This window comes from Streptomyces sp. NPDC026659 (assembly GCF_040638245.1).
Taxonomy (GTDB): domain Bacteria; phylum Actinomycetota; class Actinomycetes; order Streptomycetales; family Streptomycetaceae; genus Streptomyces.
In genome coordinates, this window is sequence record NZ_JBEZXY010000001.1 from 977,554 (window position 1) to 1,001,862 (window position 24,309).

Consider the following 24,309-nt stretch of genomic DNA (forward strand, 5'->3'; position numbering starts at 1 on the left):
TCACCGCGGGACCGCGACAACTTGTAATCGGAAATGCCCACTTCAGGGGGAGACAGGTATGGACAACGAGATTCAGCTGATCAGCGACGGGGATGGACTGACAGTTATCGGGAGCTCGCAGGATGTTGAGAACTTCCTCGCTTCCGAGGGACTGCCATCCAAGAACCTCGGACCGCGATGGTACAAGTCGGTCTTCGCTGTGGGGGCTGCAGTCGCCGAGGCAGGATCCGAGATCGCCGCCAACTCCGCTCACTGGGTGAAACTGACTCCGAAGTCGGCACAGCTCGTCAAGAAGTACGGCCTGAGGGAGAGCGCGAAGACGGGGCTCAGCACGGGGGTGCTGAAGGGGCAGAAGGGCCAGATCAAGGGGTTTCTCGAGTTCACGCACTCGCCCCGATCGTTCCTGTCCAACCCGGCGAATCTCGCTAACGCCGGGAAGTTCATGGCACAGGTTGCGATGCAACAGACCATGGACGAGATCACGGACTATCTCGCCGCGATCGACAAGAAGATCGACGACGTACTGCGTGCCCAGAAAGACGCTGTGCTGGCCCGCATGATCGGACTGGGGTTCGTGATCGAGGAGGCCATGACCATCCGAGAGGCGCGGGGCAGAGTCGACGAGGTCATCTGGTCGCGGGTGCACGCCGCGCCGGCGACGATCGCGGATACGCAGGCATACGCGCTGCGTCAACTCGACGCACTCGCCGAAAACATGGAGCGACAGACCAAGATCGGCGATCTCACCACAGCGACCAAGGAAGCCGAGGTCACTGTTCGGGAATGGCTCGCCGTTCTGGCCCGCTGCTTCCAGCTGCAGGACGCAATCGCCGTGCTGGAACTCGACCGGGTACTGGACGCGTCACCGGAGGAGCTGAACGGGCACCGCCTCGGCCTGAAGGCCGCCCGTAAGGGTCGACTGGATCACATCTCGCGGAGCACTGAAAGTCTGCTGGCCAGGATGAACGCCGCGGCTGGTGTGGCTAACGCCAAAGTACTGCTGCACCCGACCGCGTCCCCGGCTGTGGTCCAGTCGAGCAACCAGGTCGCGCTCGGCGTCCACGACTTTCACGTGCGGCTGGGGATCGAGTCCGGCGGCGACTCACCCGAGACGAGGCGATGGACGGAGGCTGCACTGGAGGTGAGGGACAGGGCTCTGGAAACAGGGGCCAAGGGCGTTGACGTTGCCCGAAGCCTCGGCAACGAGACCCTCGACCGGGCCAACTCGGTGAAGAGCAGGCTCTCCAGCAGCATTGCCGAGCGAGCGCGCCGCTTGCTCGGGGACGAGGAGGAACGTGGCGAGAAGGGCTGAGCGAACGCCGGCCGTCAGCCACGTGCGCAGGCAACTGTGGCCTCAACTGCGATGACCAGCCGCAGCCCACACGGCCCGACAGCAGCTCTCTGTATCGGGCTGACCACCCGCCCTCGTCTGCACCGACCGTCCTTCAACAACGACGCGGCATTCCGCGCACTGGGCAAGCGTCACGCGAAGCCCGCGATCTGCCCCGCACACTATTGACACCCCATCAGAACGAGCGTCATGCGAGCGTCAGCAGCCTGAGGAACGCACGGACTCAGCTTGCACCGCTGTCGCTAAGGCCGCCTGAATCCCCAGGTCAGGCGGCCTTCGCAGCCAATCGCCATCGTTCATCCGTTGGACGAGCGAAAACAGATCGAGTAGCCGACGACTAGAGCAAAACCGCAGGTCGGCGTCCCTACTTCACCGGTTCCAGAATCGCCACACACTCCACGTGATGCGTCATCGGAAACAGATCAAACGCCCGAAGCGTCCGAACCCGATACCCGCTCTCCCCGAAGTACTTCAGATCCCGAGCCAGCGCAGCAGGATCACACGCGACGTAAGCGATACGCCGCGCACCCAGCCCCGCCAGATGCTCCACCGTCTTCTTGCCCGCCCCCGCCCGCGGCGGATCCAGCACGATCAGGTCCACCTCCGAGATCCCCGTCCGGGGAAGCACGGATTCGACCTTGCCCTGCTCGATCCGCACGCGGGGGAAGTCCGCCAGGTTGTGGCGGGCGTCCTCCACCGCGCGCTTGCCGGACTCGATGCCGAGGACCGCGCCCTTGTCGCCGAGGCGGTCGGCGAGGGCTCCGGCGAAGAGGCCGGCGCCGCAGTAGAGGTCGAGGGCCATCTCGCCCTTGCGGGGGAGGAGGCCCTGCATGACGGCCTTGACGAGGGTGTCGGCCGCCCTCGGGTGGACCTGCCAGAAGCCGCCGCTGCCGACCCGGTACGTGCGGCCGTCGGCGCGTTCGCGGACGAAGGGGCGGCCGTGGACGCGGTGGACGCCGCCGTCCTTCTCGCCGACCCGCATGACCGAGACCGGCTTGTCCAGCTCGACGATGGGGAGGCGGGCGCCGGGGCGGGGGGTGAGGATCACCTGGCGGTCCTGCGAGCCCGTCGCCGCGATCGCCTCGATGGACTCCATGCCGGACCAGTCGCGGGACTCGATGCCCAGCTCGCTGACGCCCTCCGCCGCGATCATGCAGCGGTCGATCCGCTCGACCTCGTGCGAGCGGTGGCGGCGCAGGCCCGCGTGGCCCTCGGCGTCCACGGCGTACTGCACGCGCGTGCGCCACTGGGGCACCTCGCCCGCGGGCAGCTTGTCGCCCTCGGCGGGCATCACCGTGCCGTCCCAGCCGACGTCCTCCGGCGTGAGGCCCGCGAGCCGCTGCAGCTGCTCGGCGATGACCTCGCCCTTCAGACGGCGCTGTGCGCCCGGCTTGGCGTGCTGCCAGTCGCAGCCGCCGCACTTGCCGGGACCGGCGAACGGGCACGGCGCCTCGATGCGGTCCTTGGACGCGTCCAGGATCTCCACCGCGTCGGCGCGCAGGAACCGCGCGCCCTCCTCGCCCTCCGTCACCCGGGCCACGATCCGCTCCCCCGGCAGCGTGTGCCGGACGAACAGCACCTGGCCCTCGGACGTACGGGCGATGCAGTGGCCGCCGTGGGCGACGGGGCCGACCTCGACCTCGTACTCCCGGCCCACCAGAGACTTCGTCGGTTCTGCCTGCATGGTGGGGGGCTCCAGATCAAGGGGCCAGGGGCCGCTACGACACCCTGTGGGGACAACAGCCCACCAGTCTACGGCGTCCCCGGCCCACCCCCGACCCGGGAGACCCGCCGGTCCCACCGGGGCCCGTCGCGAGAGTCCCGCCCTCCCACGCGGGACGCGGGGAGGGCGGGACTCTCGCTACAGGTCCTCAGACCGACACCCTCACTCCTGAGACCGGCACCCTCACTCCCGGGCCCCCGCCCGCTCCGTCGGCCCCCGCCGGACCGCACCCGGCGCGCTCCACTCCTGCCGGCGACGGGCCCGGTCCCGGGCCACCTGGGAGGACTCCAGCTGGTACGGCACGGACGTCACCATCACGCCCGGGGTGAAGAGCAGCCGCCCCTTCAGCCGCAGCGCGCTCTGGTTGTGGAGCAGGTGTTCGTACCAGTGGCCGACCACGTACTCGGGGATGATCACGGAGACCGCGTCGCGCGGGGACTCACGGCGCAGGTTCTTGACGTACTCGATGATCGGGCGGGTGATCTCGCGGTAGGGGGAGTCGAGGACCTTGAGGGGGACGTCGATTCCCCGGCGTTCCCACTCCGCGCGGAGTGCCTTCGTCTCGGCCGGGTCGACGTTGACCGTGAGCGCCTCCAGGGTGTCGGAGCGCATCAGCTTGGCGTAGGCGAGGGCGCGCAGGGTGGGGCGGTGGATCTTGGAGATCAGGACGAGGGAGTGCACGCGGGAGGGGCGCACGATGTCGTCGCTGGGGCCCTCGGGCGCGGCGATCTCGTCGGCGACGCGGTCGTAGTGCTTACGGATCGCGGTCATCGTGGCGTAGAAGATGCACATGCCGAGCAGGGCCACCCACGCGCCGTGGGTGAACTTGGTGACCAGCACGACGACCAGCACCAGGCCGGTGAAGAAGGCGCCGAAGGCGTTGATCGCGCGGGAGCGGATCATGCGGCTGCGCTTGGCCGGGTCCTTCTCGGCGGCGAGGTGACGGTTCCAGTGCCGGACCATGCCGGTCTGGCTGAGCGTGAAGGACACGAACACGCCGACGATGTAGAGCTGGATCAGCCGCGTGGAGTCGGCGCCGTAGATGACCACGAGCAGCATCGCCGTACCGGCCAGCAGCACGATGCCGTTGGAGAAGGCGAGGCGGTCGCCGCGGGTGTGCAGCTGACGGGGCAGATAGCGGTCCTGGGCGAGGATCGAGCCGAGCAGCGGGAAGCCGTTGTACGCCGTGTTCGCCGCGAGGAAGAGGACCAGGGCCGTCGCCGCCGCGAGGACGACGAACAGGAAGCTGCCCTTGCCGAAGACGGCCTCGGCGACCTGGGAGATCACCGGGTTCTGGACGTAGCCGGGGCCGATCGGGACGCCGCCCTTGAGCAGGTCGGTCGCCGGGTTCTCGGCCATGCGGACGCCGGTCGACATCGCGAGGCCGATGATGCCGCAGAACATCGTGACGGCCAGCAGGCCCATCATGGCGAGCGTGGTCGCCGCGTTCTTCGACTTGGGCTTGCGGAAGGCCGGGACGCCGTTGGAGATGGCCTCCACGCCGGTGAGCGCGGCACAGCCGGAGGAGAAGGCCCGCAGCAGCAGGAAGATCAGCGCGAAGCCCGCGAGTCCCTGGTGCTCGGCCCTGATGTGGAGGTCCGCCGTGGGGGCGTGCATGGTCTCGCCGAGGACGAGGCCCCGGATCGCACCCCAGGCGATCATGACGAAGACGCCGCCGACGAACACGTACGTCGGGATGGCGAAGAGCTTGCCCGACTCCTTCATGCCGCGCAGGTTCATCAGCGTCAGCAGGAGGATCACCGCGCACGCGCAGAGCACCTTGTGCTCGATCACGAAGGGGATCGCGGAGCCCAGGTTCTCGATGCCCGAGGTGATGGACACGGCGACGGTCAGCACGTAGTCGACCAGCAGGGCGCTGGCCACGGTGAGGCCGGCGCGGGGGCCGAGGTTGGTGTTCGCCACCTCGTAGTCGCCGCCACCGCTGGGGTAGGCGTGCACGTTCTGTCGGTAGGAGGCGACCACGGTGAACATCAGCACGACGACCGCGACAGCGATCCAGGGGCTGAAGTGGTACGCCGACACGCCCGCGATGGACAGGACCAGCAGAACCTCCCCCGGCGCGTAGGCGACGGAGGACAGCGGGTCGGAGGCGAAGACGGGGAGGGCGATGCGCTTCGGCAGGAGCGTTTCGCCCAGCCGGTCACTGCGCAAGGCGCGCCCGATCAGAATGCGTTTGGGCACGTCGGTCAGTTTGGACACGACAGAGGATCGTAAGGCTTCGAACAGGCAGCCGCCCACCCGAAAGACGCATTCTGCCTCACGAGTGAAATCAGGGGCGCGCGGAACCGCGGTTTCCGTCGTCCCCGCGCCCCCCGTGCCTAGATGGCAGACCGGCCCGTCGTCGCAGTTCATCGCCCTTCGGAGGTCCCATGCCCGCGGCCGCGGAACTGATCGGCGCCACCCTCGCGCTGCTCGCCCTCGGAATCCTGACCCGGTGCAGCGTGCGCAGCATCACGCGACGCGGGGAACCCGGGGTGACGGGCGTCACCGAGCGGCACAGGTGAGCACGTGAGCAGCGGATGCCCTAGGGCCTGTCGTCAAACTCCCGCCTGCGGGGCGACGCCATGCACGCACTCTCGCCGCACCGGGCGTCAGCCCACGTACGTCCAGTACGAGGGCCCACGCCCGGCACGCCGAGAGCACGCACCTGACGCCGCCCCGCCCGCCCTCCGGGCGGACGGCGGGAGTTTGACGACAGGCCCTACGAGGACCGCGCGTGTGTAGCTTTGGGCGTCGGTCTGAGACCCTGAGGCTGAGCAGTAACTTTTGGACACCGGAAGGACGGTCGTGCACATCGTCATCATGGGCTGCGGACGCGTGGGTTCCGCGCTCGCGCAGACCCTGGAGCAACAGGGCCACACGGTCGCGGTGATCGACCGGGACCCCACCGCCTTCCGTCGGCTGGGGCCGGGATTCGGCGGCCGCCGGGTCACCGGCGTCGGCTTCGACCAGGACACCCTGCGCGAGGCCGGCATCGAGGAGGCGGGCGCCTTCGCGGCCGTGTCCAGCGGTGACAACTCCAACATCATCTCCGCGCGCGTCGCCCGCGAGATGTTCGGCGTGGAGAACGTGGCCGCCCGCATCTACGACCCCCGCCGTGCCGAGGTCTACCAGCGGCTGGGCATCCCGACGGTGGCCACGGTGCGCTGGACCGCCGACCAGATGCTGCGCCGTCTGCTGCCCTCCGGCGCCGAGCCGCTGTGGCGCGATCCCACCGGTGGGGTGCAGCTCGCCGAGGTGCACGCCTCCGAGAAGTGGGTCGGCCACAAGATCAGCAAGCTCCAGGAGGAGACGGGCGTCCGCGTGGCGTTCCTGACCCGCCTGGGCGAGGCCGTGCTGCCCACCTCGCAGACGGTCCTGCAAGAAGGTGACCTGGTGCACGTGATGATGCGCACGGACGACGTGGAGAAGGTCGAGGCGGCGTTCGCCGGGGGCCCCGAAGAGGAGAGCGGTCACTGATGAGGGTCGCCATTGCCGGTGCCGGTGCCGTCGGCCGCTCGATCGCGGCCGAGCTGCTGGAGAACGGCCACGAGGTCCTGCTGATCGACAAGGCGCCGACCGCCATCTCGGTCGAGCGCGTGCCCCAGGCGGAGTGGCTCCTTGCCGACGCCTGCGAGATCACCTCCCTGGACGAGGCCGCGCTCCAGCGCTGCAACGTCGTCATCGCCGCGACCGGCGACGACAAGGTCAACCTGGTGGTCTCGCTGCTCGCCAAGACGGAGTACGGCGTCCCGCGCGTCGTCGCCCGGGTGAACAACCCCAAGAACGAGTGGCTCTTCAACGAGTCCTGGGGCGTGGACGTGGCCGTCTCCACCCCGCGTCTGATGTCCGCCCTGGTCGAGGAGGCGGTGAGCGTCGGCGACCTGGTCCGGCTGCTCCGCTTCAGCCACGGCGACGCCAACCTGGTCGAGCTGACCCTGCCGGAGGAGTCGGCGCTGGCCGGCACCCAGGTCGGGGACGTGGACTGGCCGGAGGACACCTCCCTGGTCACGATCATCCGCGGCACCCGGGTGCTGACCCCCTCCAAGGAGGACTCCCTGGAGCCGGGCGACGAACTCCTCTTCGTGGCCGCGCAGGCCCGGGAGGAGCAGCTGGAGGACCTGCTGTCGGTACGGCGGGAAGAGGGCTGAGTCCCGTACGCGCGAAGAACCCCCACACGCCGGAAACGGTGTGTGGGGGTTCTTTGCGTTCCGCGCGTCTACGCGCCCCTGCGGTGCCGTCCGCCCGAGGGCTCGCCCGCCTCCGCGGCCGCGCGCTCCCGCTCCGCCTTCTCGGCCTTCTCCGCCTGCTCGGCGGCCTCCATCTCGGCGAACACGTCGATCGGCGGCGGCGCCTTCGCGAGGAAGACCCAGGTGAGCCAGACCGCCAGCAGGAAGGGCGGGATCTTCAGGATGACCAGGACCCAGCCGAGCTGGGTGGTGTCGGCCCACCAGTAGAGCGGGAAGAGGATCGCGCACTTGGCGAGCAGGATCAGGCCCCAGGCCCAACTGGCCTTGGCGTACGCCTTCTTGCGGCCGGGGTTGCGGGTGCGCCAGGAGAGGTTCTCCTTGAAGACCGGACCGAGCATCAGGCCGATCAGGGGCACCCCGGCGAGGGTGGTGATGATGTAGGCGAGCGCCAGGCCCAGGGTGTAGAGCATCCCGGGGAGGTAGAAGTCCTTGGCGTTGCCCGTGAACATCGCGAAGACGACACCGAAGGCCACACCGAAGACGCCGCTGAAGGCGTGCTTGACGGTGTCCCTGCGCAGCAGCCGGACGACCAGCATCACGACCGCCACGCCCAGTGCGGCGAGCGCGGAGAGGTGCAGGTCCTTGTTGATCGTGTAGATCGTGACGAAGAGCAGTCCGGGCAGGACCGTCTCGACCATCCCCCGGATTCCGCCGAACGCCTGGAACAGCGCGGCCTCGGTCACCGCACGTGAGTCGTGGGCGTCGTCCGGTGGTGTCTGTCCGGTGTCCTGGGTCGGCTTGTCGAGGGACGTCACCGGCTACTCCCGTCCGAGGGGTCGCAGTTCGTATTTCGGGTTGAACAGCACGCGGCGGCCACGGCTCATCGAGATCCGGCCCGATGCGATCAGCCTGCGCCCCGGTTCTATGCCCGTGATGGAACGCCTGCCGAGCCACACCACGTCCAGCGCGGCGGTGCCGTCGAACAGCTCCGCCTCCAGGGCCGGGACTCCGGCGCGCGGGCGCAGGGTGACCGTGCGCAAGGTACCAGTTACGGTGACGATCTGCCGGTCGTGGCAGTCGCCGATGCGGGTGCAGCCCGCCGTGTCGGCGTCCTCCCGCAGCTCCTCCGACTCCAGGTCCTCCTGCGACGAGGAGAGCCGGTCCAGCATGCGGCGGAACCGGCCGACCGGCTTTTCGGAACGGGGAACGGCGCTCATGTCTGAAAGCGTACCGGTGAGGGCCGACCGGGCGTACTCGTGGCCGTTCCGTCTCCCCCGCATCTCCATCCCCGCCGCTCGCTTCCCGTAAAGGATCACTTCTCGAAGCGGTACCCCATCCCCGGCTCGGTGATGAAGTGGCGGGGGTGGGCGGGGTCGGTCTCCAGCTTGCGGCGCAGCTGGGCCATGTAGACGCGCAGATAGTTGGTCTCGGTGCCGTACGACGGTCCCCACACCTCGCGCAGCAGCTGCTTCTGGCCGACGAGGCGGCCCGTGTTGCGGACCAGGACCTCCAGGAGGTGCCACTCGGTGGGGGTGAGGCGTACGTCCTTGCCCGCGCGGTTGACCTTCTTCGCGGCCAGGTCGACGGTGAAGTCCGCGGTCTCCACGGTGGTCACGTCGCCCTCGCCCGCGCCGACGGGTTCGGCCCGGCGTACGGCGGCCCGCAGCCGGGCGAGCAGTTCGTCCATGCCGAAGGGCTTGGTGACGTAGTCGTCGGCGCCCGCGTCGAGGGCCTCGACCTTCTCGTCGGAGGAGTGGCGGGCGGAGAGGACCAGGACGGGCACCCGGGTCCAGCCGCGCAGGCCGCGGATGACCTCGACGCCGTCCATGTCGGGCAGGCCCAGGTCGAGGACGACCACGTCGGGGTGGCGGGAGGCGGCGAGTTCGAGGGCGGTCCTGCCGTCGGCGGCGGAGTCCACCTCGTACTGGCGCGCCTTGAGGTTGATCACGAGGGCCCGCACGATCTGCGGTTCGTCGTCGACCACCAGCACCCTGGTCATAGGGCCTGCCTTTCTCGTTCCGTGGTGTGCGCGCCGGCTTCCGTGGCGCGCTCGATGGTGCCGCGCTCCTGCGTGCCCCGCCCCGCCGCGCGCAGGCTCAGCACCATGGTCAGGCCGCCGCCGGGGGTGTCCTCGGCGACCAGTGTGCCGCCCATGGCCTCGGCGAAGCCCCGGGCCACGGCGAGGCCGAGACCGACCCCGGCGCCGCGCGGGGCGTCGCCGTGGCGCTGGAAGGGCTCGAAGATGCGCTCCTTGGCCTCGTCGGGGACGCCGGGCCCCCGGTCCACCACGCGTACCTCGACCCGGTCGTCCAGGGCGCTGGCGGCGACCAGGACGCGGCGGCCGGGGGGACTGTACTTGACGGCGTTCTCGACCAGGTTGGCGACCGAGCGCTCCAGCAGGCCGGGGTCGACGGCGACCATGGGCAGCGTCTCGGGCACGTCCAGCTCGACGCTGTCCTCGGGCACGCCGACCAGCGCCATCGGGACCACCTCGTCCACGTCGATCTCGCGGATGAGCGGGGTGACGGTGCCGGTCTGGAGGCGGGACATGTCCAGGAGGTTGCCGACGAGGTGGTCGAGGCGGTCGGCGCCCTCCTCGATGCCTTCGAGCAGCTCGGCGCGGTCCTCCTCGGACCAGGCCACGTCGTCGGAGCGGAGCGAGGAGACCGCGGCCTTGATCCCGGCGAGCGGGGTGCGCAGGTCGTGGCTGACGGCGGCGAGCAGGGCGGTGCGGATGCGGTTGCCCTCGGCGAGGGTGCGGGCCTGCTCCGCCTCGGCCTGGAGACGGCGCCGGTCCAGTACGACGGCGGCCTGGGCGGCGAAGGCGGCGAGCACCCGGCGGTCCTCGGCGGGCAGCACCCGGCCGGTGAGCGCGAGGGCCATGTGGTCCCCGACCGGCATGTCCACGTCGGCGTCCTCGGGGCGCTCCAGGGGCGGTCCGACCCCGACCCGGCCCTGGCAGGTCCAGGGGTCGACGTCGCTGGCCCGCTCCAGGAGGGCGGCGGACTCCATGGCGAAGGTCTCCCGGACCCGTTCGAGCAGCTCCTCCAGTCCCGTTTCGCCGCGCAGGACGTTGCCCGCGAGGAAGGAGAGGATCTCCGACTCGGCGCGCAGCCGGGCGGCCTGGTGGGTGCGCCGGGCGGCGAGGTCCACCACGGAGGCGACGGACATCCCGACGCCGAAGAAGATCGCGATGGCGACGATGTTCTTCGGGTCGGCGACGGTCAGCCGGTGCAGGGGCGGGGTGTAGAAGTAGTTCAGCAGGAAGGACCCGATGGCCGCCGAGGCCAGCGCGGGCATGAGTCCGCCGAGCAGGGCCGCCGCGACCGTGAGGGCCAGGAAGAGCAGCATGTCGTTGGCGAGGCCGAGGTCCACGGTGTTGAGCAGCACCGCGAGGGCCACCGGGCCGCCGACGCCCACCAGCCAGCCCCAGACGATCCGGCCCCGGCCGAGCCGGGCACCCCGGGCGACGGGCAGTCCCCGGCCCTGGGCGACCGCCTCGTGGGTGACGATGTGGACGTCCAGGTCGGGGCCCGACTCCCGGGCGACCGTGGCGCCGACGCCGGGTCCGAAGACGTACTGCCAGGTCTTGCGGCGCGAGGAGCCGAGGACGATCTGGGTGGCGTTGACCCCGCGTGCGAAGTCCAGCAGGGCGGCGGGTATGTCGTCGCCGACCACGTGGTGGAAGGTGCCGCCGAGGTCCTCCACGAGGGTGCGCTGGAGGGCGAGTTCCTTCGGGGAGGCGGCGGTGAGGCCGTCGCTGCGGGCTATGTAGACGGCGAGCACCTCGCCGCCCGCGCCCTTCTCGGCGAGCCGGGCGGCGCGGCGGATGAGGGTGCGGCCCTCGGGTCCGCCGGTCAGGCCGACCACGATGCGCTCGCGCGAGCCCCAGATCCGGGAGACCTCGTGCTCGCTGCGGTACTCGTTCAGGTACTCGTCGACCCGGTCGGCCACCCACAGCAGCGCCAGTTCGCGCAGGGCGGTGAGGTTGCCGGGGCGGAAGTAGTTGGAGAGGGCCGCGTCGACCTTGTCCGGCTGGTAGATGTTGCCGTGCGCCATGCGGCGGCGCAGCGCCTGCGGGGACATGTCGACCAGCTCGATCTGGTCGGCCCGGCGGACGACCTCGTCGGGCACGGTCTCGCGCTGGCGCACCCCGGTGATCGACTCGACCACGTCGCCCAGCGACTCCAGGTGCTGGATGTTGACGGTGGAGACCACGTCGATCCCGGCCGCGAGCAGCTCCTCCACGTCCTGCCAGCGCTTGGCGTTGCGCGAGCCGGGGACGTTGGTGTGGGCGAGTTCGTCGACGAGGGCGACGGCGGGGGCGCGGCGCAGCACGGCGTCGACGTCCATCTCCGTGAAGAGGGCACCCCGGTGCTCCAGCTCCCGGCCCGGGACGCGCTCCAGGCCGTGCAGCATGACCTCGGTGCGGAGTCTGCCGTGGTGTTCGACGTGGGCCACGACGCAGTCGGTGCCGCGCTCGACGCGCCGGTGCGCCTCGGAGAGCATCGCGTAGGTCTTGCCCACGCCCGGTGCGGCACCGAGGTAGATCCGAAGCTTGCCGCGTCCCATGGCCCCATTGTCTTCCGGTGAACCGCTCCCCGTCCGGCGTCGACCCTACGGCCAACGATGCGGACAAAGCGGGCGGGGGGCCACCGGACCGGGGCGCTTTGACACAACCCTGACGCGCTGGGGCGTACACGAAGGGGCCGTACCCCCGTGGGAGTACGGCCCCTTCGCTCGTCGTGCCGGGGTCAGCGGACCTCGGTGATCTCCGGGCCGCGCTGGAGCTGGCCCATGCCGCCGGAGAAGCGGGAGCCCTCCTCCTGCTGGACGCCCTCGGGGACCATCTGGGCGTCGTTGGGCAGCTTGAGGACGATCGGGTCGCGCGGGGCCATCGGGCCCTCGCCGCGGACCACGACCGTGTCCCGGAAGATCTGCTCAAGGAGTCCGGCGGCCTGCGGCTGCACCGCGCCCTGGCCGGAGATCACACCGCGCAGGAACCAGCGCGGGCCGTCGACGCCGACGAAGCGGACGACCTGGAAGCCGCCGGTGCCGTCGGGCAGCTGGACCGGGACCTGGGCGCGCAGTTCCCAGCCGAGCGGGCCCTCGACCTCGTCGATGATGCCGCCCTGCTGGGTGATGCCGCCCGCGATCTCCTCGCGGACCTCGCCCCAGATGCCCTCGCGCTTGGGGGCGGCGAATGCCTGGAGCTGGATGGCGCTGTCCCGCAGGACGACGGTCGCGGCGACGATCGCGTCACCGGCGACCTCCACGCGCAGCTCCATGCCGTCCACGCCCGGCACGAACAGGCCGCCGAGGTCGACGCGGCCCTCGGCCGGGTCGCGCACCTCGGTGGAGTCCCAGGGCCCGTCGGGGCGCGGCTCGGGCTCGAGCCGCACGCGCTCACGCTCTCCGTCCGCCTCGGTGCCGACGTTGTCGACGACCTGCTCGGCCTCGCCGGCCGCGCCCTCGGCGGCACCCTTCTTGTTGCGACGTCCGAACACGTCACTGTCCTTCCCGGTCGGATACGACCGAAGCGTATCGATTCCCACCCGTCGGACCGCCGTCGGCGGTCCGACCGTCTGTGCCGCTCCCGTCGTCCACCGAGGCATGGCCTCCGGTGGACCCGAAGCCCCCCTCGGCGCGTACCGAGGCGGGAAGTTCCGCGACCTCCTGGAAGCGGACCCTCTCGACCTGCTGGACGACCAGTTGGGCAATCCGGTCGAAGCGTTCGAACCGCACGGTCTCGCGCGGATCGAGATTCACCACGATCACCTTGATCTCTCCACGGTACCCGGCATCCACCGTCCCGGGGGCGTTCACGAGCGCCACACCGCAGCGGGCGGCCAGGCCCGAACGGGGGTGCACGAAGGCCGCGTAGCCCTCCGGGAGCGCGATCGCGATGCCCGTGGGCAGGACGGCCCGCTCACCGGGGCTCAGCTCGCACGGCTCGGTGGTGCGCAGGTCGGCCCCGGCGTCGCCGGGGTGCTCGTACGCCGGGAGGGGGACGTCGGGGTCGATCCGGCGGATGCGGACGTCCAGCGGGGCGGTCCGGTCGGTGTTCACGGGTTCACCTCGAAGGCACGGGTACGGCGGATCTGGTCCGGGTCGCTCATGGCGGCCCGGATCTCCTCCTCGCGGCCGTGGTCGGTGAAGTGATCGACCTTGACCTCGATGAAGAGGGCGTCGGCACGGACGGCGACGGGGCCCTCGGGGCCGCCGATGCGGCCGGTGGCGGTGGAGTAGATCTTCCGTCCGGCGACGGCGGTGACCTCGGCCTCCAGATGGAGCGTGGTGCCCACGGGGACGGGCCGCACGAAGTCCGTCTCCAGTCTGCCGGTGACGGCGATGGTCCGCAGCAGCCAGTTCAGCGAGCCCAGCGTCTCGTCCAGGGCGGTGGCGAGGACCCCGCCGTGCGCGAGGCCGGGGGCGCCCTGGTGGGCGGGCCGCACGGTGAACTCGGCGGTCAGCGAGACGCCGTCGCCCGCGCGGGCCTCCAGGTGCAGCCCGTGCGGCTGCCCGGGCCCGCATCCGAAACAGTGTTCGTAGTGGGTGCCCAGCGGCTCGCCGGGGGCGGGCGCGTCGGGGTGACGTACGGGGCGCACCGCGTCGGCGGGCGGCTCAAGGGCTGGGGAACTACCACTCACAGGCGCAGACCTTACCCGGCCGCCCGGCGCCCGCCACCGGCGTGCCAAGCTTGGCCCCATGCAGCTTGCCGCCACCCCCTACGAAGAACGCCTGACCGCCCCCCGCTCGTGGTGGCTGATCAGCTTCCTCGTGGGTGTCTCCTTCGCCCTGATCCTGCTCCCCTTCGGCGTCCTGCCGCTGCTCGGCGGGCTGGTCGGGGGCACGGCCGCGGCGGCGGTCATGGCGAGCGCGTACGGCTCCCAGCGCATCCGGCTCGTGGGCGACTCGCTGATCGCGGGTGAGGCGAAGATCCCGGTGTCCGCGCTGGGCGCCAGTGAGGTGCTGGACGCGGAGGAGGCGCGCGCCTGGCGGACCTACAAGGCGGACGTGCGCGCGTTCCTGCTGCTGCGCGCGTACATCCCGACGGCGCTGCGTGTGGAGGTCACCGACCCGGAGGACCCGACGCCGTACCTGTATCTGTCGACGCGGGAGCCGGAGCGGCTGGCGGCGGCCATCGAGGCGGCGAAGACGGCCGGGGCCGCGGCCTGAGGTCAGGTCTTCGGGCTGCCCGGGACCTCGGGGTCCTCGGGCATCTCCTTGATCCGCACGGGGTGTTCGGGCTGGTCCAGCGGGGGCTGCGCGGCCAGTTCGTCCCAGGGGACCTGGTGGTTGCGCAGGTCGGCCCGGACCCGGTCGGCGAGCCTTCTGGTGTCGCGGCGGTTCATGACCGCGCCCACGGCGGCGCCCACCATGAAGGGCGTCAGGTTGGGCAGGTTGCGGACCATGCGCTTCATGATCTGCTGGCGCAGTTCGCGTTTCATGCGGCCGCCCAGGGCCGCGTCGATCGTCGACGGCTTCATCACGTCGATGCCGCGCTCCCCGGACCAGGAGCCCAGATACGCGGTGCTGCGGGCGCCGAGGCCACCGGGGGCGCGCTGCCCGTAGACCTCGTGGAGTTCGGCGATGAGCTTCAGCTCGATCGCGGCGACCGCGGTGATCTCCGCGGCGAGTTCGGTCGGCAGGGCGGGCGGTACGGGCAGCATGGCCGCCGCTCCGACTCCGGCGCCGACGGTGGAGGTGGCGTTCGCGGCGCCCTTCACGAGCTTGTCCGCGAGCTGTTCGGGCCCGAGGCCCGGGAACTGCCTCCGCAGCGTCGCGAGGTCCCGTACGGGGACGCGCGGGGCGATGTCGATGACGCGGTCCGCGACGTAGGCGACGCCCGCGCGGGCGTGGTCGCCGCCCCGGCGTGCGCCTTCGCGCGCCAGATGGCGGGCCCTGCCACGGATCGCCGCGGCCCGTGGATGGCGGACCGGTGCGTCGAGGCCGGCGGACTCCCCCGTCCCGGCCCGCGGAGCGTGGCGCTCCGCCGGTGGTTCGAGCGAGGCTCCCGCTTCCGGTGAGCCCCGCTCGTGGTCACGCGTGCCGTGCGAGCCGCCGAACGGCCCTTTGTCCGCTCCCGGGAACCGGAAACGGCGCTTCCGCGGAGGGGTCGAGCCAGTCACGGCCGACCCGTCCTCAGTCGCAGTCGCGGCAGATCGGCTGACCGTTCTTCTCGCGGGCCAGCTGGCTGCGGTGGTGGACGAGGAAGCAGCTCATGCAGGTGAACTCGTCCTGCTGCTTGGGCAGCACACGGACGGCCAGCTCCTCGTTGGAGAGGTCGGCGCCGGGAAGCTCGAGGCCCTCTGCGGCCTCGAACTCGTCGACGTCCACCGCGGAGGTGGACTTGTCGTTCCGCCGGGCCTTCAGCTCTTCGAGACTGTCCGAGTCGACGTCGTCGTCGGTCTTGCGTGGAGTGTCGTAATCGGTTGCCATGGTCGCTCTCCCCCTCTGGGTGTCTGCGGTGTCTTCAGCGCACGTAACGCGTGAGAGGCCGGACTTGTGCCCGACCTGAGGCGGAGATTTTGCCTCACATCAAGGTCTGTTACTCAATCGACACCCAACCCGATCCCTCAAGAGTGATCGGCTTGGATGGCGGTGAGGACCGTACACGGTTCGAATGCCGCACCTCAAAGGCGCCTCATCGTGTACTTCCCGTGATCAGGAGGGCTGAAAACCCGGACTTTCCCGGCTTTGTGGCCCACTTCTTGATCACGTTCAGTACATGGCCGGAAATCCATACATGTGATTGATCACACAGGGACAACCCCGGCAGGGTGGTGGAAAATTCCGCGCGAAGCGAACAATCTCCGGGCGTGCCGGAGGCCCGTTCACAGCGGCAGGGTGACGCGCATCACCAGCCCTCCGCCCTCGCGCGGCCGGGCCACGATGTGACCGCCGTGCGCCCGCGCCACCGACCGGACGATGGACAGGCCGAGCCCGACGCCCTTGTCGCTGCCCGTGCGCTCGGTGCGCAGCCGTCTGAAGGGCTCGAAGAGGTTGTCGATCTCGTACGCCGGGACGACCGGGCCGGTGTTGGAGACGGTCAGCACGGCCTGGTTGTGCTCGGTGTCCGTGGTGACCTCCACCCACCCGTCCTCCGGCACGTTGTACCGGACCGCGTTCTGTACGAGGTTCAGCGCGATCCGCTCCAGGAGCACGCCGTTGCCCAGCACCACCGCGCGCTTGCGTTCGCCGCGGATCTCGACGTCCTTGGCGTCCGCCTCGCTGCGCACCTGGTCGATGGCCTGCCCGGCGACCTCGGCGAGGTCCACGGGACCGCGCTCGACGATCTGGTTGTCGCTGCGGGCGAGCAGCAGCAGGCCCTCCACGAGCTGCTCGCTGCGTTCGTTGGTGGCGAGCAGGGTCTTGCCGAGCTGTTGCAGCTCCACGGGCGCGCCCGGGTCCGAGAGGTGGACCTCCAGGAGCGTGCGGTTGATCGCGAGCGGGGTGCGCAGCTCGTGGGAGGCGTTGCCGACGAAGCGCTGCTGGGCGGTGAAGGCCCGTTGCAGGCGCTCCAGCATGTCGTCGAAGGTGTCCGCCAGCTCCTTCAGCTCGTCGTCGGGTCCGTCCAGCTCGATCCGGCGGGAGAGGTCCGAGCCGGCCACCTGGCGCGCGGTGCGGGTGATCCGGCCGAGCGGGGACAGCACGCGGCCCGCCATGGCGTAGCCGAAGGCGAAGGCGATCACGGCGAGGCCGAGCAGGGCGAGCAGCGAGCGGCTGAGCAGCTCGTCCAGGGCGACCTGGCGCTGGTGGTCGACGCACGTGCTGATCGCGTCGTTGAAGTCCTGGAGCGAGAGGCTGCTGGTGTTGATCGCCTGGCAGTTGTCGCTGGAGACCTTCAGCGCCTGGAAGCTGACGATCTTGAACAGGGGCTGGTTGCCGGAGCTGATCGCCTGCGCGGCCAGCAGATAGATGATCGACAGCAGCAGGATGCCGGCGATCAGGAACATGCCGCCGTACAGCAGGGTCAGCCGTATGCGGATGGTCGGGCGCAGCCACGGGAAGGGCGGCTGGGGGCGGCGGGGGTCCCAGGTGGGCTTCGGGGGCGCCTGGGGCGGCGCGGGGGTGGCGGCCATGGGGGATCAGATCCGGTAGCCGGAGCCGGGCACCGTGACGATCACGGGAGGCTCGCCGAGCTTGCGGCGCAGGGTCATCACGGTCACCCGGACCACGTTGGTGAACGGGTCGGTGTTCTCGTCCCAGGCCTTCTCCAGGAGCTGCTCGGCCGAGACGACCGCGCCCTCGCTGCGCATCAGCACCTCCAGGACGGCGAACTCCTTAGGGGCGAGCTGGACCTCGCGGCCGTCGCGGAAGACCTCGCGGCGGTTGGGGTCGAGCTTGATCCCGGCGCGCTCCAGGACCGGCGGCAGGGGGACGCTCGTACGGCGGCCGAGCGCGCGTACGCGCGCGATCAGCTCGCTGAAGGCGAAGGGCTTGGGCAGGTAGTCGTCGGCGCCGATCTCCAGGCCCTCGACGCGGTCGCTGACGTCGCCGGAGGCGGTGAGCATGAGCACGCGGGTGGCGATGCCCAGCTCCACGATCCGGCGGCAGACGTCGTCGCCGTGCACGAGGGGGAGGTCGCGGTCGAGGACGACCACGTCGTAGTCGTTGACGCCGATGCGCTCCAGGGCGGCCGCACCGTCGTACACGACGTCGACGGCCATGGCCTCCCGGCGCAGTCCGGTGGCCACCGCATCGGCGAGCAGTTGCTCGTCCTCGACGACGAGTACGCGCACGTCGCTTGTCCTTCCTCATGTCCGCCCACGGCGCGCCTGGGCGCGGGCGGGCGGGGGTGTCCGTGGGATTGTGCCCTCCATCCTGCCCTTTTCGGCCATAAGTCGGCGGTAAGCCGAGGACGGTCGCCGCAGGTACGGCGGTCGGAGGGCGAGAAAGCGGGATTTTCTGCGGCGTCGGAGGTTTCCCGGACGAGGCGCGCGGGGAGGACGGCTTTACACCCCGCGATCACGCTCCGCATGTGCCGAGGCACCATGCGGTCACTCCGCGATCAGCCCCGGCGGAGCGGGCGCGGGTGTTCGGCACCGCAGCCGCCCCGGCAGGGCTGTGCCGGGCATCCGCGGGCCACGTGATCGCCCCTTCCCGACCGGCACACCCCCGTGCCACCGACCCACGACCCAGGACGAGGGGGCGCAGCATGGACGCATTCACCGCAGGACTTCTGCAGCGCATAAAGACGACCGAGTCCGACCTGTCGCGGGCTCGTGACGAGGGCGACGACTTCCTCGCCGAGGTGGAGCAGGGAGAGCTGGACGACCTGCGCCGTCTCGCGGCCGAGCACGGTGTGGAAGTCGCCGTGTCACAGCCCTGACCTGCCCCGGCAGTCGAGTGGGCCCCGGCGGAGAGATCCGCCGGGGCCCACTCGCATGGCGGTACCGCTCAGTCGTGCCAGGCGCCGAAGTCCTCCAGCAGGGGCTGGAGCGCCTCGAAGACGGCCGGGGTGGCCGCGAACGCGAGGGCGGGTGATTCGGGCTCTCCGGGGCGTCCACCGGTCACCGCGCCCGCCTCACGGGCGATGAGGGCACCGGCGGCGTAGTCCCAGGGGTTGAGCCCGCGCTCCCAGTAGCCGTCCAGCCGGCCCGAGGCCACGTCGCACAGCTCGATCGCCGCCGAGCCGCCCCGCCGGATGTCCCGGACCAGCGGGAGCACCCGGGCGGCCACCTGGGCCTGGTGGGCGCGCACCTCGGTGACGTAGTTGAAGCCGGTGGCGACGAGTGCCTGGTCCAGCGGGGCGGCCGGGCGGCAGGCGAGGGCCCGCTCGCCCTCCCAGGCGCCGGTGGCGAAGGCGCCGCCGCCGCGCACCGCGTGGTACGTCTCGCCGCGCAGCGGGGCCGCGACGACGCCGACGACGGTCTCGCCGTCCAGCTCGGCGGCGATGGACACCGCCCAGGTCGGCAGCCCGTAGAGGTAGTTCACCGTGCCGTCGAGCGGGTCGATCACCCAGCGGACCCCGCTGGTGCCCTCGGAGGCGGCACCCTCCTCGCCGAGGAAGCCGTCGTCGGGGCGGCGCTCGGAGATCAGGTCGGTGATCAGCTTCTCCGCCGCGATGTCCATCTCCGTGACGACGTCGATGGGGCTGGACTTGGTCCTGGCCACGGCGAGGTCGGCCGGACGGCCGTCGCGCAGCAGCTCACCGGCGCGGCGGGCGGCCTCCAGGGCCAGGCCGAGCAGGTCGTCGAGCCGGTCGTCGGGCAGGTCGTCAAGCAGGTCGGAGTGCGGGGTCGTCACGTGGCTCCTCACGCGTAGGGGCTGTCGGCACCGGCGGCGGCCGGGCGCGGGGCGCGGGCCGGGCAGCAGCCGACGGGGCAGAGGTCGTGGCTCGCGCCGAGGGCGCCGAGGGCGCACGGGGTGACCCGCTCGCCGCGCTCGGTGGCGGCCCGCTCCTCGATCAGCTCGCGCACGGCGGCGGCGAAGCGCGGGTCGGCGCCCACCGTGGCCGAGCGGCGCACCGGCAGGCCCAGCTCCGCGGCCTTGGCGGTGGCCTCCGTGTCGAGGTCGTAGAGGACCTCCATGTGGTCGGAGACGAAGCCGATGGGCGCCATGACGACGGCGGGGACTCCGGCCGCGTGCCGCTCCTCCAGGTGGTCGCAGATGTCCGGCTCCAGCCAGGGGATGTGCGGGGCGCCGGAGCGGGACTGGTAGACGAGCTGCCAGGGGTGGTCGACGCCGGTGCGCTCGCGGACCGCGTCGGCGATCAGCCGGGCGACCTCCAGGTGCTGGCGGACGTAGGCGCCGCCGTCCCCGTGGCCCTCCACGGGGCCCGAGGTGTCGGCGGCCGTGAGCGGGATGGAGTGCGTGGTGAAGGCGATGTGGGCGCCGTCGCGGACCTCCTCGGGGAGGTCGGCGAGCGCGCGCAGCACGCCCTCGGTCATGGGCTCGACGAAGCCGGGGTGGTTGAAGTAGTGCCGCAGCTTGTCGACCCTGGGCGGCTCCAGGCCCTCGGCCTCCAGCGTGGCGAGCGCGTCGGCCAGGTTCTCGCGGTACTGGCGGCAGCCGGAGTACGACGCGTAGGCGCTGGTGGCGAGGACCAGGACGCGGCGGTGGCCTTCGGCGGTCATCTCGCGCAGGGTGTCGGTCAGATACGGCTGCCAGTTGCGGTTGCCCCAGTGGACCGGCAGGTCGAGGCCGTGCTCGGCGAAGTCCTTGCGCAGGGCGTCGAGCAGCTCGCGGTTCTGCTCGTTGATCGGGCTGACGCCGCCGAACAGGAAGTAGTGCTGCCCGACCGCCTTGAGGCGTTCCTTCGGGATGCCACGCCCGCGCGTGACGTTCTCCAGGAACGGGACCACGTCGTCGGGACCCTCGGGGCCGCCGAAGGAGAGCAGGAGGAGGGCGTCGTAGGGACCGGCGTCCGGCGGGGGGACATCGAGGGCGTCTGGCATGTCTCCGATCCTGCCACCCGGCACCGACAGCCGGGAAAACGACCCGGCGGCGCCACCACGTGTCCCGCGCTGACCTGGTGCGTTAGGGTTGCCTAACTCGTAGCTGTATGCGCCTCTTTCACGCCTTACAGCTGTGCAGCGCGACCGTCCGCCCCCCGCAGGACCGCCCGCACCGGACAACGGAGACCGCCGTGCCCAGCCCCTACCGCGCCCTGTTCACCGAACCGGGCACCAAGCGCTTCGCCGCCGCCGGTCTCGTCGGCCGGATGCCGCTGTCCATGATGGGCATCGGCGTGATCACGATGATCTCGCAGCTCACCGGGCGCTACGGTCTCGCGGGCGCGCTCACGGCCACCATCGCCCTGTCCGCCGCCGTGATCGGGCCGCAGATATCCCGGCTGGTGGACCGGCACGGGCAGCGCAGGGTGCTGCGCCCGGCCACCATGGTCGCGCTGACCGCCGCCACCGGGCTGCTGCTGGCCGCACACCTGCGCTGGCCGGACTGGACGCTGTTCGTGTTCTGCGCCGCGATCGGCTCGGTGCCGAGTCTCGGCGCGATGGTCCGGGCCCGCTGGGCGGCGCTGTACGGCGGCACCCCGAAGCTGCACACGGCGTACTCGTTCGAGTCGGTCGTCGACGAGGTGTGCTTCATCGTCGGCCCGATCGTCTCGGTGGGCCTGTCCACGGCCTGGTTCCCGGAGGCGGGTCCGCTGCTCGCGGGCTGCTTCCTGGCCGTCGGTGTCTTCTGGCTGACCTCCCAGCGGGCCACCGAGCCGGTGCCGCACCCGCGCGACGAGAACCACGTCGGCGGCAGTGTGCTGCGCTCGCGGGGTCTCCAGGTGCTGGTGCTGGCCTTCGCGGCGACGGGCACGATCTTCGGCGCGGTCGACGTGGCGACCGTGGCCTTCGCCGAGGAACGCGGACACAAGGGCGCGGCGAGCGTGGTCCTCGCCGTGTACGCGGCCGGTTCCTGCACCGCCGGGCTGGTCTTCGGCCTGCTGCGGTTCGCCGGGCGGCCCGAGCGCCGGTGGCTGCTGGGGGTGGCGGCGATGGCCGTGAGTATGATCCCCCTCCTACTGGTCGGGAACCTGCCGCTCCTGGCCGTGGCGCTGTTCGTAGCGGGACTGTCCGTCGCACCGACGATGATCACGACGATGTCCCTCATCGAAGAGCACGTACCTCGCGCGAACCTCACCGAGGGCATGACCTGGGTGGGTACCGGCCTCGCCGTCGGTGTCGCGCTCGGCTCGTCCGCGGCCGGCTGGGTGATCGACGCCGCCGGGGCACGTGCCGGGTACGGGGTTCCGGCCGCCGCCGGGGCCGTCGCGGTCGCGGTCGGGTTCCTCGGGTACCGCCGGCTCAGCAGGCCGGCCGCGGGTCGGGGAGGCACCGTTGAGCAGCACGGCGAGCGGGAAGCACGGCACGTGGCGTAACTGGGGCGGCAATGTGACCGCCCGTCCGGTCCGGCAGGTGACTCCGGCCTCGGTGGAGGAACTGGCGGCCGAGGTGCGGAAGGCCGCCGAGGAGGGCCTGCGGGTCAAGCCGGTGGGTACGGGCCACTCGTTCACGTCCATAGCCGCGACCGACGGGGTGCAGATACGGCCCGAACTGCTCACCGGCATCCGGGAGATCGACCGTACGGCGATGACCGTCACCGTCGAGGCGGGCACCCCGCTCAAGCGGCTCAACGCGGCCCTGGCACGCGAGGGCCTGTCGCTGGCCAACATGGGCGACATCATGGAGCAGACCGTGGCCGGGGCGGTCAGCACCGGCACCCACGGCACGGGCCGCGAGTCGGGCTCGATCGCGGCGCAGATCACCGCGCTCGAACTGGTCACCGCCGACGGCTCGGTGCTCACCTGCTCGCGGGAGAAGAACCCCGAGGTCTTCGCGGCGGCCCGGATCGGGCTCGGTGCCCTCGGGATCGTCACGGCCGTCACCCTCGCCGTGGAGCCGCTGTTCCTGCTCCACGCGCGCGAGGAGCCGATGCCACTGGACCGCGTGCTGGCCGAGTTCGACCAACTGTGGGCGGAGAACGAGCACTTCGAGTTCTACTGGTTCCCGCACACCGGCAGCACCAACACCAAGCGCAACAACCGCAGCGCGGGTCCGGCACGTCCGGTGAGGCAGCCGGCCGGCTGGTTCGAGGACGAGTTCCTCTCCAACGGCGTCTTCCAGGTGGCCCAGTGGGTCGGCCGCGCGGCGCCCGCGAGCGTCCCTGCCATCGCCCGGATCGCCGGCGGGGCGCTGTCCGCACGGTCGTACACCGACATCCCGTACAAGGTCTTCACCTCGCCGCGCCGGGTGCGGTTCGTGGAGATGGAGTACGCGGTGCCGCGCGCGGCGCTGGCCGAGACGCTCCGCGAGCTGAAGGCGGCCGTCGAGCGGTCCGGGCTGCGCGTCAGTTTCCCGGTCGAGGTGCGCACCGCCCCGGCCGACGACATCACGCTCTCCACCGCGTCGGGCCGGGACAGCGCGTACATCGCGGTCCACATGTACCGGGGCACGCCGTACCACGCCTACTTCAGCACGGCCGAGCGGATCTTCACCGCGCACGAGGGGCGACCCCATTGGGGGAAGGTGCACACCCGTGACGCGGAGTACTTCGATCGGGTGTATCCGCGTTTCGGGGAGTTCAGGGCGTTGCGGAACCGCCTTGATCCGGAACGGCTGTTCCAGAACGACTACTCCCGGCGGATTCTCGGGGAGTAGGGCTCGCGGTCGGCGCGTCCGTCGTCGTCGGCGCCGGGGTGGTCGCGCCGGGGCTGGGCACGGCATCCTGCTCGCCCCGCAGGTCCGGGCTCCGGGTCGGGTCGGGGGTCGCCGGAGCCGTCGTACCGCCGTCGTCCGACGGGGCGGTCTCGCCCGGGGAGGTTGTCCCGGTACCGGTGGACGGGGTCCAGGAGGGTGCGGGGGCCGGGGACTTGTGGGGTGAGGGCTTCCGGCCGCCGACCGCGTCGCTGACCGTGGTGCCCTTTCCGCCACTGAAGCTGCTGCCGGAGACCAGTTCGTAGACGGTGATACCGGCCATGGTCACGCCGAAGACGAGCGCGGCCGCGACGAGCGGGCGCTTCCAGCTCTTCACCCGCGCGCGGTAGACGGTGCCCGCGCCGAACTCCCCCGGTACGGCGGCTGCTTCACCGGCCGCGTGCGCTCTCGGCAGGCCGTGCGACTTGGCCTCGCGCAGTTGCTCGCCGGTGCGCCGGAAGACCTGCTGGAAGACGGAGCCGCCGCAGGTGGCCACGATGCTGACGACCCCCGCGCCGAGGATCGTGCCGTACACCCCGAAGTAGGAGGCCAGTTTGGCCGCCACGACGGCGGCCAGCGCACTGCCCGCCACCTGGGGCACGTTCAGGTCGAACCGCTTGCGACCCGTCTCGGGCGTCTCACCCATACCCGGAACCTGCCTGCCTTTCCCATACCTGACCGGCCTTGACCGGCTATTTGCACGAGGAAGGGACGTATGGGCGAAACCTTTAGTTCCGTTTCTGTCGATTGCGTGAAGTTCGCCACGTTGATGACCGATCGGACCGACTCGCGCACGGCCGAGACGCGCCTCTTGTCAGAACTCGGGCGGCGCGCCAATCCACGCGCGTGGTCCGAATGGAGTACTGTTGCGAGCCCTGGGCCCGGTCTCCCACC

At 71.1% G+C, this 24,309-nt stretch carries 24 protein-coding genes; 8 read left to right on the forward strand and 16 right to left on the reverse strand.

From position 1 onward, the window contains the following. Positions 1-58 precede the first annotated feature (58 nt). Entirely contained in the window at positions 59-1,312 is a 1,254-nt protein-coding gene (locus AB0E91_RS04190; RefSeq protein WP_361774843.1) for a hypothetical protein, read from the forward strand. A 403-nt stretch (positions 1,313-1,715) separates the two neighbouring features. Here the strand turns inward: AB0E91_RS04190 and AB0E91_RS04195 are convergent, their stop codons facing one another. Both AB0E91_RS04195 and AB0E91_RS04200 read right to left on the reverse strand, forming a co-directional pair. Then, complete coding sequence (locus tag AB0E91_RS04195) at positions 1,716-3,035, reverse strand: TRAM domain-containing protein (protein WP_361774845.1); 1,320 nt, start codon at positions 3,033-3,035, stop codon at positions 1,716-1,718. Between the two features lie 222 nt (positions 3,036-3,257). Next, entirely contained in the window at positions 3,258-5,294 is a 2,037-nt protein-coding gene (locus AB0E91_RS04200) for an APC family permease (RefSeq protein WP_361774848.1), read from the reverse strand. Between the two features lie 170 nt (positions 5,295-5,464). On the opposite strand from AB0E91_RS04200, the gene AB0E91_RS04205 reads away from it, so the two are divergent. The 3 genes from AB0E91_RS04205 to AB0E91_RS04215 all read left to right on the forward strand — a co-directional run bounded on the left by AB0E91_RS04205 (position 5,465) and on the right by AB0E91_RS04215 (position 7,225). Beyond that, complete coding sequence (locus AB0E91_RS04205) at positions 5,465-5,599, forward strand: hypothetical protein (protein ID WP_361117607.1); 135 nt, start codon at positions 5,465-5,467, stop codon at positions 5,597-5,599. A 283-nt stretch (positions 5,600-5,882) separates the two neighbouring features. Further along, the gene (locus tag AB0E91_RS04210; protein ID WP_018547303.1) at positions 5,883-6,554 is read left to right on the forward strand and encodes a TrkA family potassium uptake protein; all 672 of its coding nucleotides are present in this window, start codon (positions 5,883-5,885) and stop codon (positions 6,552-6,554) included. Next, on the forward strand, positions 6,554-7,225 hold the full coding sequence (locus AB0E91_RS04215) for a TrkA family potassium uptake protein (protein WP_361774852.1): 672 nt from the start codon (positions 6,554-6,556) through the stop codon (positions 7,223-7,225). The genes AB0E91_RS04210 and AB0E91_RS04215 overlap by 1 nt, the downstream gene beginning before the upstream one ends. Positions 7,226-7,293: 68 nt before the next feature. On the opposite strand, the gene AB0E91_RS04220 is transcribed toward AB0E91_RS04215, so the two are convergent. The 7 genes from AB0E91_RS04220 to AB0E91_RS04250 all read right to left on the reverse strand — a co-directional run bounded on the left by AB0E91_RS04220 (position 7,294) and on the right by AB0E91_RS04250 (position 13,914). Next, positions 7,294-8,079 carry a DUF3159 domain-containing protein gene (locus AB0E91_RS04220; RefSeq protein WP_361774855.1) on the reverse strand — a complete coding sequence of 262 codons (786 nt, stop codon included), beginning with the start codon at positions 8,077-8,079 and terminating at the stop codon, positions 7,294-7,296. 3 nt (positions 8,080-8,082) lie between these two features. Continuing rightward, positions 8,083-8,481, reverse strand: coding sequence for an OB-fold nucleic acid binding domain-containing protein (locus AB0E91_RS04225; RefSeq protein WP_161181104.1), 399 nt, complete (start codon positions 8,479-8,481; stop codon positions 8,083-8,085). A gap of 95 nt (positions 8,482-8,576) precedes the next feature. After that, positions 8,577-9,263 (reverse strand): response regulator, encoded by a 687-nt coding sequence (locus AB0E91_RS04230; protein ID WP_361774858.1) that lies wholly within the window; start codon positions 9,261-9,263, stop codon positions 8,577-8,579. Beyond that, positions 9,260-11,836, reverse strand: a complete 2,577-nt coding sequence (locus tag AB0E91_RS04235) for a sensor histidine kinase KdpD (protein ID WP_361774861.1) — start codon at positions 11,834-11,836, stop codon at positions 9,260-9,262. The genes AB0E91_RS04230 and AB0E91_RS04235 overlap by 4 nt, the downstream gene beginning before the upstream one ends. A 182-nt stretch (positions 11,837-12,018) precedes the next feature. Next, entirely contained in the window at positions 12,019-12,771 is a 753-nt protein-coding gene (locus AB0E91_RS04240; RefSeq protein WP_361774864.1) for a DUF3710 domain-containing protein, read from the reverse strand. A 1-nt stretch (position 12,772) separates the two neighbouring features. Further along, positions 12,773-13,333 carry a dUTP diphosphatase gene (gene dut / locus AB0E91_RS04245; protein WP_361774867.1) on the reverse strand — a complete coding sequence of 187 codons (561 nt, stop codon included), beginning with the start codon at positions 13,331-13,333 and terminating at the stop codon, positions 12,773-12,775. Further along, positions 13,330-13,914 carry a PaaI family thioesterase gene (locus AB0E91_RS04250; RefSeq protein ID WP_361774870.1) on the reverse strand — a complete coding sequence of 195 codons (585 nt, stop codon included), beginning with the start codon at positions 13,912-13,914 and terminating at the stop codon, positions 13,330-13,332. The genes dut and AB0E91_RS04250 overlap by 4 nt, the downstream gene beginning before the upstream one ends. A gap of 58 nt (positions 13,915-13,972) precedes the next feature. On the opposite strand from AB0E91_RS04250, the gene AB0E91_RS04255 reads away from it, so the two are divergent. Further along, a complete protein-coding gene (locus tag AB0E91_RS04255) occupies positions 13,973-14,443 on the forward strand; it encodes a DUF3093 domain-containing protein (RefSeq protein ID WP_361774873.1) in 471 nt (156 codons plus the stop codon). A 2-nt stretch (positions 14,444-14,445) separates the two neighbouring features. Here the strand turns inward: AB0E91_RS04255 and AB0E91_RS04260 are convergent, their stop codons facing one another. The 4 genes from AB0E91_RS04260 to AB0E91_RS04275 form a co-directional block, all read right to left on the reverse strand. Next, positions 14,446-15,396, reverse strand: coding sequence for a hypothetical protein (locus AB0E91_RS04260; protein ID WP_361774876.1), 951 nt, complete (start codon positions 15,394-15,396; stop codon positions 14,446-14,448). Positions 15,397-15,409: 13 nt separating this feature from the next. After that, entirely contained in the window at positions 15,410-15,706 is a 297-nt protein-coding gene (locus tag AB0E91_RS04265) for a DUF4193 domain-containing protein (protein WP_005481602.1), read from the reverse strand. 395 nt (positions 15,707-16,101) lie between these two features. Continuing rightward, entirely contained in the window at positions 16,102-17,349 is a 1,248-nt protein-coding gene (locus tag AB0E91_RS04270) for a HAMP domain-containing sensor histidine kinase (protein ID WP_361117579.1), read from the reverse strand. A gap of 6 nt (positions 17,350-17,355) precedes the next feature. After that, positions 17,356-18,009, reverse strand: a complete 654-nt coding sequence (locus AB0E91_RS04275; protein ID WP_018547315.1) for a response regulator transcription factor — start codon at positions 18,007-18,009, stop codon at positions 17,356-17,358. 416 nt (positions 18,010-18,425) lie between these two features. Between AB0E91_RS04275 and AB0E91_RS04280 the strand changes: the two genes are divergently transcribed. Next, positions 18,426-18,599: a hypothetical protein gene (locus tag AB0E91_RS04280; protein WP_018547316.1), complete on the forward strand. Its 174-nt coding sequence runs from the start codon at positions 18,426-18,428 to the stop codon at positions 18,597-18,599. A 68-nt stretch (positions 18,600-18,667) separates the two neighbouring features. Here the strand turns inward: AB0E91_RS04280 and AB0E91_RS04285 are convergent, their stop codons facing one another. Next, positions 18,668-19,516 (reverse strand): inositol monophosphatase family protein, encoded by an 849-nt coding sequence (locus AB0E91_RS04285; RefSeq protein WP_361774881.1) that lies wholly within the window; start codon positions 19,514-19,516, stop codon positions 18,668-18,670. A gap of 8 nt (positions 19,517-19,524) precedes the next feature. Further along, entirely contained in the window at positions 19,525-20,667 is a 1,143-nt protein-coding gene (locus AB0E91_RS04290) for a ferrochelatase (RefSeq protein WP_361774884.1), read from the reverse strand. A gap of 191 nt (positions 20,668-20,858) precedes the next feature. Between AB0E91_RS04290 and AB0E91_RS04295 the strand changes: the two genes are divergently transcribed. Both AB0E91_RS04295 and AB0E91_RS04300 read left to right on the forward strand, forming a co-directional pair. Next, positions 20,859-22,100, forward strand: a complete 1,242-nt coding sequence (locus tag AB0E91_RS04295; protein ID WP_361774887.1) for an MFS transporter — start codon at positions 20,859-20,861, stop codon at positions 22,098-22,100. Continuing rightward, complete coding sequence (locus tag AB0E91_RS04300) at positions 22,060-23,379, forward strand: D-arabinono-1,4-lactone oxidase (RefSeq protein WP_361774890.1); 1,320 nt, start codon at positions 22,060-22,062, stop codon at positions 23,377-23,379. The genes AB0E91_RS04295 and AB0E91_RS04300 overlap by 41 nt, the downstream gene beginning before the upstream one ends. Here AB0E91_RS04300 and AB0E91_RS04305 read toward each other — a convergent pair. Continuing rightward, positions 23,303-24,061, reverse strand: a complete 759-nt coding sequence (locus AB0E91_RS04305) for a hypothetical protein (protein ID WP_361774893.1) — start codon at positions 24,059-24,061, stop codon at positions 23,303-23,305. The genes AB0E91_RS04300 and AB0E91_RS04305 overlap by 77 nt on opposite strands. Positions 24,062-24,309 lie beyond the last annotated feature (248 nt).

Coding starts and splice junctions, on each gene's coding strand:
- AB0E91_RS04190 (WP_361774843.1), top strand. CDS start 59: ATGGACAACGAGATTCAGCTGATCAGCGACGGGGATGGACTGACAGTT.
- AB0E91_RS04195 (WP_361774845.1), bottom strand. CDS start 3,035: ATGCAGGCAGAACCGACGAAGTCTCTGGTGGGCCGGGAGTACGAGGTC.
- AB0E91_RS04205 (WP_361117607.1), top strand. CDS start 5,465: ATGCCCGCGGCCGCGGAACTGATCGGCGCCACCCTCGCGCTGCTCGCC.
- AB0E91_RS04215 (WP_361774852.1), top strand. CDS start 6,554: ATGAGGGTCGCCATTGCCGGTGCCGGTGCCGTCGGCCGCTCGATCGCG.
- AB0E91_RS04225 (WP_161181104.1), bottom strand. CDS start 8,481: ATGAGCGCCGTTCCCCGTTCCGAAAAGCCGGTCGGCCGGTTCCGCCGC.
- AB0E91_RS04230 (WP_361774858.1), bottom strand. CDS start 9,263: ATGACCAGGGTGCTGGTGGTCGACGACGAACCGCAGATCGTGCGGGCC.
- AB0E91_RS04235 (WP_361774861.1), bottom strand. CDS start 11,836: ATGGGACGCGGCAAGCTTCGGATCTACCTCGGTGCCGCACCGGGCGTG.
- AB0E91_RS04255 (WP_361774873.1), top strand. CDS start 13,973: ATGCAGCTTGCCGCCACCCCCTACGAAGAACGCCTGACCGCCCCCCGC.
- AB0E91_RS04265 (WP_005481602.1), bottom strand. CDS start 15,706: ATGGCAACCGATTACGACACTCCACGCAAGACCGACGACGACGTCGAC.
- AB0E91_RS04270 (WP_361117579.1), bottom strand. CDS start 17,349: ATGGCCGCCACCCCCGCGCCGCCCCAGGCGCCCCCGAAGCCCACCTGG.
- AB0E91_RS04280 (WP_018547316.1), top strand. CDS start 18,426: ATGGACGCATTCACCGCAGGACTTCTGCAGCGCATAAAGACGACCGAG.
- AB0E91_RS04290 (WP_361774884.1), bottom strand. CDS start 20,667: ATGCCAGACGCCCTCGATGTCCCCCCGCCGGACGCCGGTCCCTACGAC.
- AB0E91_RS04305 (WP_361774893.1), bottom strand. CDS start 24,061: ATGGGTGAGACGCCCGAGACGGGTCGCAAGCGGTTCGACCTGAACGTG.